Source organism: Streptomyces sp. NPDC043908 (genome assembly GCF_056435525.1).
This window is the reverse complement of the sequence record NZ_JBWKEI010000011.1, coordinates 65,791-81,427: the sequence shown is the minus strand read 5'-3', so window position 1 is coordinate 81,427 and position 15,637 is coordinate 65,791. Positions and strand designations below refer to the sequence as shown.

Sequence of the window (15,637 nt, the reverse complement as noted above, 5' to 3'; positions counted from 1 at the left end):
GCCGCCGAATTGAATGTAATAAGCACTCACCTTCGACGAACCGGCAGATCAACGGTAAAAACCGGCACCGGGGTCGGATTTTCGCTGGCGGAACCCCGCATTCTGCCGGGATCCGCCGCGGCAGGGGCCCGGGCCTTTTGAAAACCGGTCGACCGACCGGGAAAACACCCGACTTCTCCCCCGACCGGCATTGCCGGGGCATGGGCCGAACCTCACCGGCCCGTGGCCGGTCGGTGTTATGTTTCCGATCGTTTCCAGCCCACTAGCACAAAACGGCAGGGCGACGGATATCAATGGGGGAAAGTAATGCATCTAGTGGAGCGGCGAGAACACCTCGCCCAGCTCGGAGAACTGGCCGCCCGCTCCAGCGGGAGGCAGGGGCAGGTCGCCCTGGTCTCCGGCCCGCCCGCCACCGGCCGCACCTCGGTGCTCCAGGCCTTCGTCGAGCAGCAGCTCGGTGAGGGAGCGCTGGTCCTCAGCGCCTCCTGTGTGCCCAACGAGAGCACTCTGCCGCTGGGCGTGGTCCGCCAGCTCCTGCACGGCGCGCCGCTGCCCGGCCGCCACCCCGAGGAGATCAAGGAACTGCTCGCCCAGGCCGCCCGGCACGCGGTGGGCTTCAGCTCCGACGTCGCGCCCGAGGAGCTGCTCGCCGTCCACCACCACCTGGTCCTGCGGCTGAACGAGGTCGCGGCCGACCGGCTGCTGGTGGTCACCGTCGACGACATCGAGCACGCCGACATCCCCTCCCTCTGCTTCCTCATCCAGCTGGTCCGGCGCAGCCTGACCGGCCGCATCATGATCGTCCTCACCGACGAGGGGCAGCGGTCGGGCGTGCCCTCGCCGTTCGTCACCGAACTGCACCGCCAGCCCCATCTGCACCGGATCCCCCTCGCCCCGCTCTCCGCCGAGGGCGTACGGGAGTTCCTCGCGCTGCGGGTCGGCACCGCCACCGGCGACCGCCACGCGCAGCGCCTGCACGAGGAGACCGGCGGCAACCCGCTGCTCCTCGACGCCCTCGTCGAGGACCGGTTCGCCTCGCGGGACGGCTCGGGCCGCTATGAACTCGCGGTCCTCAGCTACCTCCACCGGGGCGGGCCGCGGATGCTCGAGGTCGCCCGCGCCCGCGCGCTGCTCGACGAGAGCGCCGAGTGGGTGGCGCCGGGCCGTCTGATCGACCTGGCGCCCAAGGCCGAGGAGCAGGTCGTGGCCCAGCTGCGGGACGCCGGCGTGCTGGACGGGACGGGGGGCTTCCGCCGCGCCTCCGCCCGCGCCGCCGTCCTCGACGAGATTCCCGCCGAGCACCGGGCGGCCCTGCACCGGCGGGCGGCCGAGCTGCTCGGCGACTGCGGCGCGCCGCTGCCGGCGATGGCCGGCCATCTGCTGGAGGCCGGCGCCCCGCCGCCGCCGTGGGCGACGCCGCTCCTCCAGGAGGCCGCGGAGCAGTCGCTGCGCGCCCACGACCTCCAGCGCGCCGCCCGCTACCTCGAACTGGCCCTGGAGGGCGCCACCGACCCGGCCGTCGCCGCCATGACCCGCGCCCGGCTCGCGCACGCCGAGTGGACGATGTCCCCGGGCTCGACCGGGCGGCACATCCCCCAGCTGACGGCGGCGCTGCGGGCCGGCCACCTGCAGCGGCGCGAGGGCCTCAACCTCGTACGCCATCTGCTGTGGCACGGCCGGACCGACGAGGCGGTGGAGCTGCTGGACCTGCTGCGCTCGCAGGCCGAACAGGACAGCGAGGCCGCGGCCGAGCTGCGCGGACTGGAGCAGTGGCTGGCGATCACCCACCCGACGCTGGCCCGGCGCGTCGGACCGCCGTCCGGCGGCCCGGACGGCAACGTCCACCTGCTGTCACCCCTGGCCGACCCCTGGCTCCAGTCCACCGCCGCGCTCTCCGGGCTGCTCTCGCGGGGGCAGTCGGCGAAAGCGGTCTCCCGGGCGAAGGAGACCCTGCGCGACCTCCACCTGGGCCAGCACACCTGCTGGGTCGACGAGGCGGCGCTGCTCTCCTTCTCCACCCTCACCGCGGCGAACCAGCTCGACAGCGTCATGGAGTGGTGCGAGCGGCTCTTCGAGCGCGAGAAGGGCGGCCGCACCCTGCCGTGGCGGGCCGTCGTCCTCGCCGTGCAGTCCGAGGTCGCGCTGCGCCGCGGCGACCTGACCGGCACGGTCGAGGCGTGCACCGCCGCCCTGGAGGAGCTGAACGTACGGGCCTGGGGCGTCGCGGCCGGGCTGCCGCTGGGCAACCTCCTCCAGGCGTACGCGCGGCTGGGGCGGTTCGACGAGGCCGCGGAGGTGCTGGCGCAGCCGGTGCCGGACGCGATGTTCCGCACCCGGTACGGGCTGCACTATCTGTACGGACGCGGACAGCTCTATCTGATGACCCGTCACTACCATGTGGCGCTGGCCGACTTCCTCTCCTGCGGCGACCTGGTCCGGGGCTGGGGCCTCGACCCGGTCGGGATCGTCCCGTGGGCGGCGGGCGCGGCCGAGGCGTGGCTGGGGCTCGGCAACCACGACCAGACGCGGCAGCTCGTCAGCGACCTGCTGGCCCGCACCGGCGACCGCGGCGCCCGCAACCGCGCGCTCGCCCTGCGGCTCATGGCCGCGGTGAGCCCCGCTCCGCGCCGCCCGCAACTGCTGCTGGAAGTGCTGGAGTTGATGGAGAGCTGCGGCGACCGCTACGAGCAGGCCCGCACCCTGGCCGATCTGAGCGACGCCTACCACCGCCTCGACGACAACCGCCGGGCCCGCATGCTGCACCGGCGCGCGCTGCACATGGCCAGGATGTGCGAGGCCGAGCCGCTCGTACGGGAGCTGCTGTCGGTCAGCCGCGAGCTGGTGGAGGTGGTGGCCGACTCCGGCGGCACCGACCACCTCGCGGCCCTGACCGACTCCGAGCGGCGGGTGGCGGCGCTCGCGGCGATGGGGTACACCAACCGGGAAATCGCGGCCAAGATCTACGTCACCCCGAGCACGGTCGAGCAGCATCTGACGCGTGTCTACCGCAAGTTGAACATCAAGCACCGCAAGCAGCTGCCGTCGGACCTCAGCTGGCACCTGGAGGCCGCGAGCTGAACCGCCCGTCGTCCGGGGGCCGCACGGCCCCGGACGACGGGCGTCCGGCGTTCCGCTCAGACCGCGCCGGCCACCCGGTCGGCGGCGAGGTCCGCCTCGACGGCACCCGCGATCGACGCGATGTGGTCGAGCAGGTAGAAGTGCGCGCCGGTGAAGGTCCGCACGGAGAACGGGCCCTCGGTGTGGCCGCGCCAGTCCGCGGCCTCGTCGGCGCTCACCATCGGGTCGGCGTCGCCGGTGAGCACCGACAGCGGGCACCCCAGCCGCTCGGCGGGGTCGTGCCGGTAGGTCTCGATGGCCCGGTAGTCGCCGCGTACGGCGGGCAGGACGAGCTCCACCACCTCGGGGTCGGCCAGCAGTTCGGCGTGCGTGCCGGCCAGCCGCCGCAGCTCCGCCCCGATCCCGGCGTCGTCGCGCCGCCAGACGTTCTCGAAGCGGTACCGGGACGGAGCCCGGCGCCCGGAGGCGAACAGCCGCACCGGCCCGGGCAGCCCCGCGCGCCGCATCAGCAGCGCCACCTCGTACCCCACGACGGCGCCCATGCTGTGCCCGAAGAGCGCCACCGGCCCCGGTCCGAGCGTCCGCAGCGCCGTGAAGACCTCCCCGGCCAGCTCCCTGAGATCGCTGATCACCGGCTCCCGGTAGCGGTCCTGGCGGCCCGGGTACTGCACCCCGAGGGTGGGCACGCGCTCCCCCAGCGCCTCGGCGAGCGGCCGGTAGAAGCTGGCGGAGCCGCCGGCGTGGGGCAGGCAGACCAGCCTCGGGACGGAGTCGTCGACCGTGCCCGCGGGGCCGAAGGGGCGTATCCAGTTCTGGGCTTCGTCGGATGTCATGGTGCGTGTCATGGTCCCACCCTGCCCCGCGCCGCCCCCTTCCCCGGCCGTCCACGAGGCGGTTAGGGGGCGAAGTGGGGTACCTCGCGGCCCCGGGCGCCGAAACAATCTGGCTGTCAGCTTGAGTCGGACATCGAGGAACCACTGGGAGTCGGCGTGACCGCCACTACGACGGCCCTTGCCGGGCCGGGCCCCTTCGGGCCCGCACAGGGCGGGCGCCGGCCGGCCCTCGCCGAAGCGCTCGCCAAGCCCGCGCTGCAACAGCCGGGCTGGCCGGATCAGGAACACGTGGCTGCCGTGGTCGAGCGGCTGCGCGAGGCGCCGGCGATCGTCGCCCCCGCGGAGGTCGACCGGCTGCGCGAGCGCCTCGCGGCGGTCTCGCGCGGCGAGGCGTTCCTGCTCCAGGGCGGGGACTGCGCGGAGAGCTTCGCGGCGAGCACCGAGGCCCGGCTGCGGGCCACCGTCCGCTGCCTGGTGACGATGGGCGCGGCCCTGACCCGCACGGTGGGCACGCCCGTGGTGCTGGTCGGCCGCATGGCGGGGCAGTACGCCAAGCCGCGCTCCTCGGACACCGACGCGCTCGGACTGCCCGCCTACCGGGGCGACATGGTCAACTCCTTCGAGCCGGACCTGGCCGCCCGCGTCCCCGACCCCGAGCGGCTGGTACGGGCCCACGCCCACGCGTCCGCCGCGATGAGCGTCGTACGGGGCTCCGCCCACGACGGCCACGAACTCTTCGTCAGCCACGAGGCCCTGGTCCTCCCCTACGAGCAGGCGCTGCTGCGCGAGCGGCCGCCGGGCAGCCGCACCCCCGGGCTCTACGGCGGCTCCGGCCACTTCCTGTGGATCGGCGAGCGCACCCGGCAGCTCGACCACGCCCACATCGCGCTGGCCGAGCTGATCGACAACCCGGTCGGCGTCAAGATCGGCCCCAACGTCACCCCCGACGAGGCACTGGAGTACGCGCGCCGCCTCGACCCGGACCGCACCCCCGGCCGCCTCACCTTCATCACCCGGATGGGGCACGGCAGGATCCGCGAGGCGCTGCCGCCGATCGTGGAGCGGATCACGGCCGAGGGCCATCCGGTGGTCTGGCAGTGCGACCCCATGCACGGCAACACCCAGGAGTCGCCCAGCGGTTACAAGACCCGGCGGCTCGACCACATCCTCGACGAGGTGCGCGGCTTCTTCGAGGTCCACCGGGAGCTGGGCACCTGGCCGGGCGGGCTGCACGTCGAGTCGAGCGGCGAGGACGTCACCGAATGCCTCGGCGGCCTCCAGGAGCTCTCCGACGACGATCTCGTGGCCCGCTACGAGACCCTCTGCGACCCGCGCCTGAACACCCGTCAGGCCATCGAACTGGCCCTCACGGTCGGGGAGTTGCTGGCGGCATGACCACGGACCGCACGTCCGGCCCGGCGGGCGCCCCCGCCATCTCCGGGACCACCCGGCTCTACGCCGTCCTCGGCGACCCGGTGGCCCAGGTCCGCGCCCCCGCTCTGCTCAACGCGCTCTTCGCACGGCTGGGCACCGACGCGGTCCTGGTGCCGGTGCGGGCCGCCGCGGCGGACCTCACCCGGGTCGTCCAAGGCCTGAAGGCGATCGGCAACCTCGACGGGATGCTCTTCACCGTGCCGCACAAGGCCGCCGCCCTGGCGCTCGCCGACCGGGTGAGCACCGCGGCGGCGGTCGCGGGCAGCACCAACGCGATGCGCCGCGACCCGGACGGCACCTGGTACGCGGAGAACTTCGACGGCACCGGCTTCGTCGGCGGGCTGCGGGCGGCGGGCCACGAACCGGCGGGCCGGCGCGTCGCCCTGGTGGGCGCCGGCGGCGCGGGCAGCGCGATCGCGGCGGCCCTGCTCGCCGCCGGGGTCGCGCGCCTGTCCGTCGCCGACCCCGACACCGCGCGCGTGGACGCGCTCCTGGCCCGGCTCGAAGCGCACTGGCCCGGCCGGGCCGCGGCCACGGCGGCGCCCCGGCTGGCCGACGCCGATCTGGCGGTGAACGCGACCCCGCTGGGCATGCGGCCGGACGATCCGCTGCCGTTCGAGCCGGACGGGCTGCCGGCCGGCGCCGTGGTCGCCGACATCATCATGAAGCCGCCGCGCACCGCCCTCCTGGAGCGGGCGGCGCTCCTGGGCCGCCCCGCCCACCCGGGAACGCACATGCTGGACCATCAGCTCGACGCGTACCGGGAATTCTTCCGGCTCGTTCCGGACCGGGGGGATTCACCTTCGGAATAAGGGGATTCCAAGGGTGTCGGGGGGTGGAGAACGAAGCCTAGGGTCGGTGACGAGCCATTCCCTCATTCCGCCCCCAGAAGCGCGAGGAATTCCCGCGATGACGCATCATTCGTTGTCCATCCGCCCGCTGCCCGCGACGGGCCACCGCGCGGCCGGCGACCCGGTCGGGCTGTTCGTCTCCGACCTCGTTCCCGGCCTCGTGGAGCAACTGCGCGCCGCCGACCGCTCGGGCCGGTGGCGCTTCCACCACGTCGATGCCGCCGGGCAGCAGCCCGCCGGCATCGAGGTGCGTTTCGAGGCCGTGCCCGAGGCGGTCGACGCGCTGGAGCGGCGGCTCACCCGCGACTCGGCGCGGCTCGGCCTCGCCGTCGACGTGGCCCGCACTCCCGAGCGCGCTGCCGCGGGCCCCTCGGCGCTGTCGATCCTGACCGGCGATCTGGCCCTCGGCCTGCTCGGGGGCGAGCGGCTCGCCCCCGCCGACGAGTTCTCCGTCGCCTCCCTGCACCTGCGGCTGCTCACCGAGCTGCTGCCCGAGCGGGACCGGCTGCCCTTCCTCTTCCTCGGGTGGCAGCACTGGAGCCGCGCCCTGGCTCCGACGGCCCGCCGCGACCTGCACAAGCGGGCGGGCAAGGAGGCGCAGGCCCTCTTCGCGACCACCGCCTCCACCGCCCTCGACCCCGTGCTGCGCCCGGTGTGGGCCCGGTACGCGCAGGACCTTCGGCACACCGTACGGACCACCCCGACCCTCAACTACGAGCTGTTCGACCACGCCCACGAGGTCCACACCCGGCTGGGCATCGGCCCCGAGGCCGCGGCCTCGGCCGCCCGGGCGCTGCGCTCCGCGCTGACCGGCCCGGACCACCGCGACGCGCAGACCGCGTACCAGCTGGTGCTGGGCGAGGCCCCGGTGGCGGCGTAACCCTCCGGGGAAACGGGGAAGGGCCCGGAACGCCGAAGCGTTCCGGGCCCTTCCCCGTAGGGGGGGTCAGATGGCGACGCGTACGTGGACCAGGTCGAGCAGTTCGGCCGGCTCGCGCAGCACCGCGTCGGGCAGCATGGCGAGCAGCTCCTTCTCCTCGGTCTCCCCCCACAGCGCGGCGACGGCCGAGACGCCGGCGCCCCGGGCGCTGATCAGATCCGTCACCGCGTCACCGACCATCACGGCCTCGTGCGGGCCCACCCCGAGCAGGCGCAGCGCCTTGAGCACCATGTCCGGCGCGGGCTTGGCGCGGGGTGCCTCGTCGCCGCCGATGACGTACTCGAAGTGGTCGATCACATCGAGCCGCCGCAGCAGGGAACGAGCCCGGTCGCCGCTCTTGCCGGTGGCCACGGCGAGGCGGACGCCTCCCGCGGTCAGCTCGGCGAGCAGCTCCCGGACGCCGTCGAAGAGCCGGACCTTCCCCTCCAGGCGGTAGCTCTCCCTCACGAAGGGCTCCTGCATGGCCAGGGGCAGGCCCATGGTCCGCATGATGTCCGGGAAGTACCGGCCGAGGTGACGGCTGTACTCCTCGAACGGGGCCGGACCGTCGCCGACGACTTCGCGGTAGGCGATGCGGAACGCCTCGCGCATCACGTCGAAGCTGTCGACGAGCACGCCGTCCAGGTCGAAGACGACGGCGGTCGGCCGGCCTTCGCGTGCCAGGGAAGCGATGTCGATCTTCATCAGAACTCCTGAGCTGTGGCTGTGCCGGTACGGATCGGGTGCGGTGTCACCGCGTGACCCGCGTCGCGGCGGCGGGTTCCGCGCTGTGGCGCGGTGAGCCCGCCGAGCGGTAGAGACGCTCGATCACACCGACGGTGCGCCGGGCCTCCCGGGCCGCCCGGCCCTTGCTGTCGGGGGCGGCGAGCCGGTCCGCGATGTCGTCGAGCTGACGGTCGTACTCGGTACCGATGGGTTCCTCGGCGAACGGCACCGCGGTGGTCTCGCCGGACCGGGTGAGCAGGAGCCGGGAGCCGCCGGAGCGGCGGGGGCTGAAGCCGAAGGTGCAGCGCAGCGTGGCGGTGCCGGCTGTGCCCTCGACAGTGACCGTGGTGGTGTCGAACTCCTCGTGCGAGGCCCAGCTCGCGCGCAGCGCGAGGGAGATCCGGTTGTCGTACACCAGGAAGCCGCGGGCGGTGTCCTCGACGTCGACGCCGGCCGCCGGGCCGGTCTCGGTGTCGCCGCGCCACCCGGCCGCCGCCCGGGCGTCCGCGAGGAAGTCCGCCGACACGGCGCCGACGACCTGCTCGGCGTCGGCGTCGCCGGTCAGGGGGCCGACCACGTCGAGCAGGTGCCAGCCGAGGTCCAGCAGGGCGCCGCCGCCCGCGAGTTCGCCGTTGGTGAACCAGCCGCCCGCGCCGGGCACGCCGCGCGAGCGGACCCAGGAGGCGTCGATGTGCCGGATGGCGCCGAGGCCGCGCACGGCCTCGTACAGGGCGCGTACGTCGGCGCGCCCGCGGGCGGCGCTGCCCGCGAGCAGCACCCCGTCCCCGGCGGCCTCGGCCTCGACGAGCCGGCGCGCCTCCTCGGAGCTGAGGCAGACCGGCTTCTCGATGAAGACGGTGTGCCCGCGCTCCAGCAGGCCGACGCCGATGGCGGCGTGCAGGTGGTTGGGGACGGCGACGACCACGAGGCGTGCCTCGGCCGGGTCGATGTCCTCGATGGAGGCCACGGCCCGTGCGCCCGGGGCCAGTTCGGCGACCCGGGCTCGGGCCTCGGCGACCGGGTCGACGACGGCGGCGACGGTGAAGCGGGGGTGCCGTCGCAGCCGGGGCAGCCAGATCTCCCTGGCCGCCCAGCCGAGGCCGACGACGGCCACCGGTATCGGCGGGGCGGACTCGCTCACCGGGCGGCCACGGCGGCGGCGACGCGCTCGGCCACCTGGTGCATCTGCTCCTCGGTGCCCAGCAGGGTGCGGTGGTGGAGCCAGATGCTCTCCGCGTTGATCAGCTCGCTGTTGGGGCAGCGGGCGGCTATCTGCTCCACCGTCTCCTCGGGAGCCGAGTGCTCCCAGAACGCGTTGGTGCGATAGATCGCGCGGAACGAGGCGAAGGCGGGCAGACCGAGGGCGATCAGGTCGTCGACGAGCGCGTTGCGCTGGTCCTCGGTGATCCCCGGGACCCGGAACATGGCCATGTAGTGCGGGTGGCGGTCGACGCGCTCGTCGTCGCCCTGGGGCACCACACCGGCCTCGGCGAGCAGCCGGGACAGCAGCGGCCAGCGCTCCTCGCGGGTGTCGATCTGCGCGTCGAGCCGGCTCAGCTGGGCGCGCAGCACGCTCGCCGAGAACTCGTTCATCCGGAAGTTGGAGCCGGAGGTGGCGTGCCGGTACGTGCGGTCACCGCGCGGGCGGCCGCAGCTGTGCCGCAGGAAGCCGAGCTCGTAGGACTCGCGGTCGGGGAAGAGTACGGCGCCGCCCTCGCCCGCGGTCATGAGCTTGCCGTTCTGGAAGCTCATGGCGGCGATCGAGCCGAGCTCGCCGATCCGGTTGCCCTTCCAGCTGGCGCCGTGCGCGTGCGCGGCGTCCTGGACCAGCTGGATGCCGGCGTCGGCGGCGATCTTGCCGAGGGCGTCCATGTCGGCGACGACGCCCGCCATGTGGACGGGCATGATCGCCCGGGTCCGGTCGGTGACGGCGGCGGCCGCGGCGGCCGGGTCGATGTTGTAGGTGTCGAGGTCGACGTCGACCGGAACGGCGACCGCGCCGAAGCGCTGCACGGCCTGCGAGGAGGAGATGAAGGTGAAGGCGGGGACGATGACCTCGTCGCCCGGCTTGATCCCCATCACTTCGAGGGCCAGCTCCAGCGCGTGCGTGCCGGTGGTCACCGCGAGGGCGTAGGGAGCGCCGTGGTACGCGGCGAACTCGGCCTCGAAGGTGTCGACCTCGCTGCCGCCCATGCGCCACCACTGGCCCTGCTCCAGGGCGCGGATGAGTCCCTCGCGCTCCTCGTCGCCGTACTGCGGCCAGGCCGGCAGACTCAATTCCTGGTCAAAGTTAGCCACTTCTGCACCCTTTTCCGTTTACCGAATTACGGCGAACATTACTCACGCCCGCCGGGCACAGTCATTCCCCTAAACCACCCCTAGCCCTGGGAATTGGGCCCCCTATCGGGGCCGCGCGCCTTACCGGAAAATCCCCGCCGCGAAGGGGCGGAACGACCGGGTGGCGGCCTCTTCTCGGCCCCGGGTGACCGTGACGGGGCGCCCAACGGCCCCGGAAATGCCGGAAGGCCGTATCGGATGTTTCCGATACGGCCTCTGACTCGCGTCCACGCAAGTCGGGACGACAGGATTTGAACCTGCGACCCCTTGACCCCCAGTCAAGTGCGCTACCAAGCTGCGCCACGTCCCGGTGCCCGTCTGACCTGGGGTTTCCCCCGGCCGGTCGTGCATGAGAACCATACCTCACTCAGGGCGGTGTTCCGGTACGGGGAGCGACGGCGGGGGACAATGGGCGCATGGAGACTTCTTCGCGCCGGGACCGGGACGCCGAGGGGCGGGCGCGCAACGCCCGGCCCAGGGACGGGCTGGGGCGCCCCCTGCCGTACGGCTCGCCCGGAGTGGAGCGGCAGCCGGAGGGCGTGGCGCGCACCCCGGGCGAGACCGTGACTCAGGCGCAGCGGCTGCTCGACGCGGGGATGCCGTTCCACGCGCACGAGGTGTTCGAGGACGCCTGGAAGGCGGGGCCGGAGAGCGAGCGGGAGCTGTGGCGGGGGCTCGCCCAGCTCGCCGTGGGACTCACGCACGCGGCGCGCGGCAACGCCAGGGGCGGCGCCGCGCTGCTCGCGCGGGGCGCGGACTCGCTGGGGCGGTACGCGGGGACACCGCTGTACGGGATCGACCGGGCCGGGCTCATCGAGTGGGCCCGGGCGCTGGCCGGCCGGCTGCCCGGGCCGGTGGACGCGGCGGCCGAGGCACCAAGGCTGGCCCGCTGACGCCAGGGGGGTCAGCGCGGCGGCCGAGGCGTCCCGGCCGGCCCGCTGACGCCAGGGGGTCGGTCGCCGACGAGCACCACCTCCAGCGTGCGCGGGCCGTGCACGCCCTCCACCCGGTCCAGCTCGATGTCGCTCGTCGCGGACGGCCCGGAGATCCAGGTCAGCGGGCGCGTCGGAGCGAGCCGCCCCATCGCCCGCGGGACCGACGCCACCACCTGGTCCGGCACCCGCACCACGCAGATGTGGTGGTCCGGTACGAGGGTGATCCGGCGCCGGCCCTGGTCCGGGGAGCCGTCCAGGACGAGGGTGCCGGTCTCGGCGATGGCGAGGGCGCAGCCGGTCACCACGCTGTCCACCGCGTCGAGTTCGGCCGGGGTGGACGCGGCCCGGTCCCGCACCTGTACGGCCCCGGCCGTGCTCAGCCAGCTCGGGGGCAGCCCGGGGGGCGCCAGGACCGTCGCCGCGCCGCGCTCGGCGAGCAGCCGCGCCAGCAGCGCCGGCAGGCCCTCGGTGTCCGTGCGGTGCACGAGCGCGCGGTAGTCGGCCAGGTTCGCGTGCAGCAGGTCGACGAGGGCGCCGGGGTCGTCGTCCGGGGTGTGACCGGTGAGGTAGTCGCGGGCGGGCTCCGGCGCCTCGGGGGCGTCGGCCACGGCGGCGCGGACGCGGGCCAGGACGCGGTCGCGGGAGTTCATCGGTTCCTCTTCTTCCACCAGTCGCGGAACGGTTCCGGCGGCATCTCGGGCAGGGCGCGGCTCGCCGTCCACGCTCCGGCGCCGGGCGGGTTGGCCGGGTGCACCCTCCGGGTCCGGGTCACCGCCCGCTCGGCCGCCGCCATCACGGCCGGCCGGTCCATCGCCCAACTCGCCGCCTTCCAGGCCGCCTTCTCCAGCCGGTGGCCCCTGCCGCCCGCGTCCGCGACGCGCTCGCGCAGGTGCACGAGCACCTCGGGGATGTCGATGGCGACCGGGCACACCTCGTAGCACGCCCCGCAGAGCGAGGAGGCGTACGGCAGCGAGGCGTCGATCTCGCTGGCCGTGCCCCGCAGTTGGGGGCTGAGGATGGCGCCGATGGGGCCCGGGTAGACCGAGCCGTAGGCATGGCCGCCGGCCCGTTCGTACACCGGGCAGACGTTGAGGCAGGCGGAGCAGCGGATGCAGCGCAGCGCCTGGCGGCCCACCTCGTCGGCGAGGGTGTCGGTGCGGCCGTTGTCCAGCAGGACGAGGTGGAAGGCGGAGGGGCCGTCGCCGTCGGTGGTGCCCGTCCACATGGTGGTGTACGGGTTCATCCGCTCGGCCGTGGAGGAGCGCGGCAGCGTCTGGAGGAAGACCTCCAGGTCCCGCCAGGTGGGGATGACCTTCTCGATGCCGACGACGGAGATCAGCGTCTCGGGCAGGGTCAGGCACATCCGGCCGTTGCCCTCGGACTCCAGGACGACCAGGGTGCCGGTCTCGGCCACCATGAAGTTCGCGCCGGAGATCCCGACCCTGGCGCGCAGGAACTTCTCCCGCAGATGCAGCCGGGCCGCCTCGGCCAGCTCGGCGGGGCTGTCGCTCAGGCCCTCCGGGGCGGGGCGGCCCCACTTCCCCATCTCCTCGCGGAAGATGTCGCGGATCTCGCCCCGGTTGCGGTGGATGGCGGGGACGAGGATGTGGGACGGCCGGTCGTGGCCGAGCTGCACGATCAGTTCGGCGAGGTCGGTCTCGTACGCGGAGATACCCTCGGCGGCCAGCGCCTCGTTGAGGCCGATCTCCTGGGTGGCCATCGACTTGACCTTGACGACCTCGCGCTCGCCGGTGGCCTTGACCAGGTCCGCGACGACGCGGTTGGCCTCGTCGGCGTCGGCCGCCCAGTGGACGGTGCCCCCGGCGCGGACGACGGACTCCTCCAGCCGCAGCAGGTACCGGTCGAGGTGGCGCAGGGTGTGGTCCTTGATCCGCCGGCCCGCCTCGCGCAGCTCCTGCCAGTCGGCCAGCTCGGCGACGGCCGCGGCGCGCTTGTCGCGGATGGTGTGGGTGGCGTGGCGGAGGTTGGCGCGCAGGACGGGGTCGCCGACCGCCTCCCTGGCCGCCGCCGGGAAGGCGGGCATGCCGACGAAGGTGCCGCTCATACGTAGGGCTCCGCTTCCGTACTGGCCAGGATCTCGGCGAGGTGCAGGGCCCGCAGGGGGTCGCCCCGGCGGCGCAGGATGCCGCCGAGGTGCATCAGACAGGAGCTGTCGGCGCCGCAGAGCACCTCGGCGCCGGTGGCGAGCGCGCTGTCCGCCTTGTCGGTGCCCATGGCCGCCGACACGTCCGGGTTCTTGAGGGCGAAGGTGCCGCCGAAGCCGCAGCACTCCTCGGCGCCGGGCAGTTCCCGCAGTTCAAGCCCCTTGACGGCGTCCAGGAGCCGGCGCGGCCGGTCCCCGAGTCCCAGCACGCGCAGACCGTGACAGGAGGGGTGATACGTGACGGTGTACGGGAAGTACGCGCCGACGTCCGTGACGCCGAGGACGTCGACCAGGAACTCCGACAGCTCGTACACCCTCGGGACCAGCGACCGGGCGATCTCGCCGAGCCCGGTGCCCCGGCCCTCGGCGGCGGCCCGGCGGGCCAGGCGGGGGTAGTTGTCGCGGACCATCGCCGCGCAGGAGCCGGACGGGGTGACCACATGGTCGTACCCCTCGAACACCGCGCCCATCCTGCGCACCAGCGGCTCGGTCTCGCGGCGGTAGCCGGTGTTGAACTGGGCCTGCCCGCAGCACGTCTGGCCGGCCGGGAAGTCGACCTCCACGCCGAGGCGTTCGAGGAGTCTCACCGTCGCGATGCCCGTGGCCGGGTACACCGCGTCATTGACGCAGGTGACGAAGAGTGCGACACGCATGGTCGGAGGATAGGCGGTGCTCCCCCGTCCCGACAGGCCTCGCTGTTCGCGCCGTGGTACGGATGCGGCAGACTCGGGGCCGTGAGAAAGATCTATGTGATCGGCATCGGGGCGGGCGACCCCGACCATCTGACGCTCCAGGCCGTCAAGGCGCTGAACAAGGCGGATGCCTTCTTCATCATGGAGAAGGGCGAGGAGAAGTCCGATCTGACCGGGCTGCGCCGGGACATTCTCGACGCGCATGCCGGCGGGCGCCCGTACCGCCTGGTCGAGGCGCGCGACCCGGAGCGCGACCGCAGGACATCGGACTACTCACCGGCCGTCGACGACTGGCGGCGCCGCCGGGCCGACCTCTACGAGCGGTTCATCGTGGACGATCTGGCCGAGGACGAGTGCGGGGCGTTCCTGGTGTGGGGCGACCCGGCGCTGTACGACTCCACGCTCGGCATCCTGGAGGAGATCCTGGAGCGGGGCGCGGTGGAGTTCGACCACGAGGTGGTGCCGGGCATCAGCAGCGTCTCGGCGCTCCTGGCCAAGCACCGTACGGGGCTGAACCGGGTCGCGAGGCCCGTGCAGATCACCACCGGGCGGCGGCTCGCGGAGGGCTGGCCGGAGGGGGTGGACGACGTGGTGGTGATGCTCGACGCGCGCCAGGCGTTCACCCGCCACCTCGACCAGGACGCGTACATCTACTGGGGCGCCTACGTCGGCACGCCGGACGAGATCCTGGTTCAGGGGCGCCTGTCGGAGGTCTCCGACCGTATCGAGGAGCTGCGGGCGCGGGCCCGGGAGCGCAAGGGCTGGATCATGGACACGTATCTGTTGCGGCGGGACTGAGCAGGGCGAGGACGCTGTCCACGTCCGGGACGGTGGTGACCCCCGCGGGCGGCTCGGGGCGCCGCACCACGACGACCGGCAGGCCGAGTTCGCGGGCGGCGGTGAGTTTGGCGGCGGTGGCGGGGCCACCGCTGTCCTTGGTGACGAGCACGTCGATGCGGTGCTCCCGCAGGAGCCGCCGCTCCCCGTCGAGGGTGAACGGGCCCCGGTCGAGGATGACTTGGCAGTGGCGGGGAGTCGGCGGGTCCGGAAGCTCCACGGACCGGACGAGGAACCGGAGCGGGTCGGGACCGCTGTCGCCGACGGGTACGAAGGCGGCGAGGCCGAGGCGGCCGGTGGTGAGGAACACCCGGCGGCCGAGCGAGGGCAACAGGGCGGCGGCCTCGTCGAGGGTGCGCACGCTGTGCCAGCGGTCGCCCGGACCCGGGGCCCAGCCGGGGCGGCGCAGGGCGATGAGCGGGATGCCGGTGCGGCGGGCGGCCTCGGCGGCGTTCTCGCTGATGCGGTGGGCGAAGGGGTGGGTGGCGTCGAGGAGCGCGGTGACGTGGTGCTCCCGCATCCACACCGCGAGCCCCCCGGCGCCGCCGAACCCTCCCACGCGGAGCTCGCCCGGGAGCGCGCGGGGGGTGCCGACGCGTCCGGCGAGGGAGGTGGTGACGCGGATGCCGACGGCGTCGAGGGCGGTGGCGAGCTCGCGGGCTTCGGTGGTGCCGGCGAGGATCAGGGTGTGGGGGGGCAGGGGGTCGGCGGGGGTGGGCATGGGCCGAGGATAGTTCCCCCACCCCGCCCCTTCCCTGAATCCTCCGGAGGCGGGTGGGCGGGGGCGAGGTCCCCGGGCCCCTGCGCGGTGGCCTGCGGCCCCCGGGCCCC

The 15,637-nt window shown here is 74.0% G+C and carries 14 protein-coding genes and 1 tRNA gene; 6 read left to right on the top strand and 9 right to left on the bottom strand.

The window, feature by feature from the left end:
* The first annotated feature begins 315 nt into the window (after window positions 1–315).
* Window positions 316–3,078 carry a helix-turn-helix transcriptional regulator gene (locus tag AC069K_RS24010; protein ID WP_478619619.1) on the top strand — a complete coding sequence of 921 codons (2,763 nt, stop codon included), beginning with the start codon at window positions 316–318 and terminating at the stop codon, window positions 3,076–3,078.
* A 56-nt stretch (window positions 3,079–3,134) separates the two neighbouring features.
* Here the strand turns inward: AC069K_RS24010 and AC069K_RS24005 are convergent, their stop codons facing one another.
* Window positions 3,135–3,911: a thioesterase II family protein gene (locus tag AC069K_RS24005; RefSeq protein WP_478619616.1), complete on the bottom strand. Its 777-nt coding sequence runs from the start codon at window positions 3,909–3,911 to the stop codon at window positions 3,135–3,137.
* A 156-nt stretch (window positions 3,912–4,067) separates the two neighbouring features.
* Between AC069K_RS24005 and AC069K_RS24000 the strand changes: the two genes are divergently transcribed.
* The 3 genes from AC069K_RS24000 to AC069K_RS23990 all read left to right on the top strand — a co-directional run bounded on the left by AC069K_RS24000 (window position 4,068) and on the right by AC069K_RS23990 (window position 7,076).
* A complete protein-coding gene (locus AC069K_RS24000; protein ID WP_478619613.1) occupies window positions 4,068–5,306 on the top strand; it encodes a 3-deoxy-7-phosphoheptulonate synthase in 1,239 nt (412 codons plus the stop codon).
* Window positions 5,303–6,157, top strand: coding sequence for a shikimate dehydrogenase family protein (locus AC069K_RS23995; protein ID WP_365106611.1), 855 nt, complete (start codon window positions 5,303–5,305; stop codon window positions 6,155–6,157). The genes AC069K_RS24000 and AC069K_RS23995 overlap by 4 nt, the downstream gene beginning before the upstream one ends.
* A gap of 97 nt (window positions 6,158–6,254) precedes the next feature.
* Complete coding sequence (locus AC069K_RS23990; RefSeq protein ID WP_365106608.1) at window positions 6,255–7,076, top strand: hypothetical protein; 822 nt, start codon at window positions 6,255–6,257, stop codon at window positions 7,074–7,076.
* A gap of 66 nt (window positions 7,077–7,142) precedes the next feature.
* On the opposite strand, the gene AC069K_RS23985 is transcribed toward AC069K_RS23990, so the two are convergent.
* The 4 genes from AC069K_RS23985 to AC069K_RS23970 all read right to left on the bottom strand — a co-directional run bounded on the left by AC069K_RS23985 (window position 7,143) and on the right by AC069K_RS23970 (window position 10,488).
* Window positions 7,143–7,820, bottom strand: a complete 678-nt coding sequence (locus AC069K_RS23985) for an HAD-IA family hydrolase (RefSeq protein ID WP_365106606.1) — start codon at window positions 7,818–7,820, stop codon at window positions 7,143–7,145.
* Window positions 7,821–7,866: 46 nt separating this feature from the next.
* The gene (locus AC069K_RS23980; protein WP_478619608.1) at window positions 7,867–8,982 is read right to left on the bottom strand and encodes a Gfo/Idh/MocA family protein; all 1,116 of its coding nucleotides are present in this window, start codon (window positions 8,980–8,982) and stop codon (window positions 7,867–7,869) included.
* Window positions 8,979–10,139, bottom strand: coding sequence for a DegT/DnrJ/EryC1/StrS family aminotransferase (locus AC069K_RS23975; protein ID WP_365106601.1), 1,161 nt, complete (start codon window positions 10,137–10,139; stop codon window positions 8,979–8,981). Before AC069K_RS23975 ends, AC069K_RS23980 begins: the two co-directional genes overlap by 4 nt.
* A 275-nt stretch (window positions 10,140–10,414) precedes the next feature.
* Window positions 10,415–10,488 (bottom strand) — tRNA-Pro (locus AC069K_RS23970).
* A gap of 106 nt (window positions 10,489–10,594) precedes the next feature.
* On the opposite strand from AC069K_RS23970, the gene AC069K_RS23965 reads away from it, so the two are divergent.
* Entirely contained in the window at window positions 10,595–11,071 is a 477-nt protein-coding gene (locus AC069K_RS23965) for a DUF309 domain-containing protein (protein WP_478619604.1), read from the top strand.
* A gap of 11 nt (window positions 11,072–11,082) precedes the next feature.
* On the opposite strand, the gene AC069K_RS23960 is transcribed toward AC069K_RS23965, so the two are convergent.
* From AC069K_RS23960 to AC069K_RS23950, 3 genes are read right to left on the bottom strand one after another with little or no spacing between them, the layout of a single operon-like run.
* The gene (locus tag AC069K_RS23960) at window positions 11,083–11,763 is read right to left on the bottom strand and encodes a LutC/YkgG family protein (RefSeq protein WP_478619601.1); all 681 of its coding nucleotides are present in this window, start codon (window positions 11,761–11,763) and stop codon (window positions 11,083–11,085) included.
* Complete coding sequence (locus AC069K_RS23955; protein ID WP_478619598.1) at window positions 11,760–13,178, bottom strand: LutB/LldF family L-lactate oxidation iron-sulfur protein; 1,419 nt, start codon at window positions 13,176–13,178, stop codon at window positions 11,760–11,762. Before AC069K_RS23955 ends, AC069K_RS23960 begins: the two co-directional genes overlap by 4 nt.
* Window positions 13,175–13,930: a (Fe-S)-binding protein gene (locus tag AC069K_RS23950; RefSeq protein WP_478619595.1), complete on the bottom strand. Its 756-nt coding sequence runs from the start codon at window positions 13,928–13,930 to the stop codon at window positions 13,175–13,177. The genes AC069K_RS23955 and AC069K_RS23950 overlap by 4 nt, the downstream gene beginning before the upstream one ends.
* Window positions 13,931–14,011: 81 nt before the next feature.
* Between AC069K_RS23950 and cobF the strand changes: the two genes are divergently transcribed.
* The gene (cobF, locus tag AC069K_RS23945; RefSeq protein ID WP_478619591.1) at window positions 14,012–14,767 is read left to right on the top strand and encodes a precorrin-6A synthase (deacetylating); all 756 of its coding nucleotides are present in this window, start codon (window positions 14,012–14,014) and stop codon (window positions 14,765–14,767) included.
* Here the strand turns inward: cobF and AC069K_RS23940 are convergent.
* A complete protein-coding gene (locus AC069K_RS23940) occupies window positions 14,736–15,527 on the bottom strand; it encodes a cobalt-precorrin-6A reductase (RefSeq protein WP_478619589.1) in 792 nt (263 codons plus the stop codon). The genes cobF and AC069K_RS23940 overlap by 32 nt on opposite strands.
* Between the last annotated feature and the right edge of the window lie 110 nt (window positions 15,528–15,637).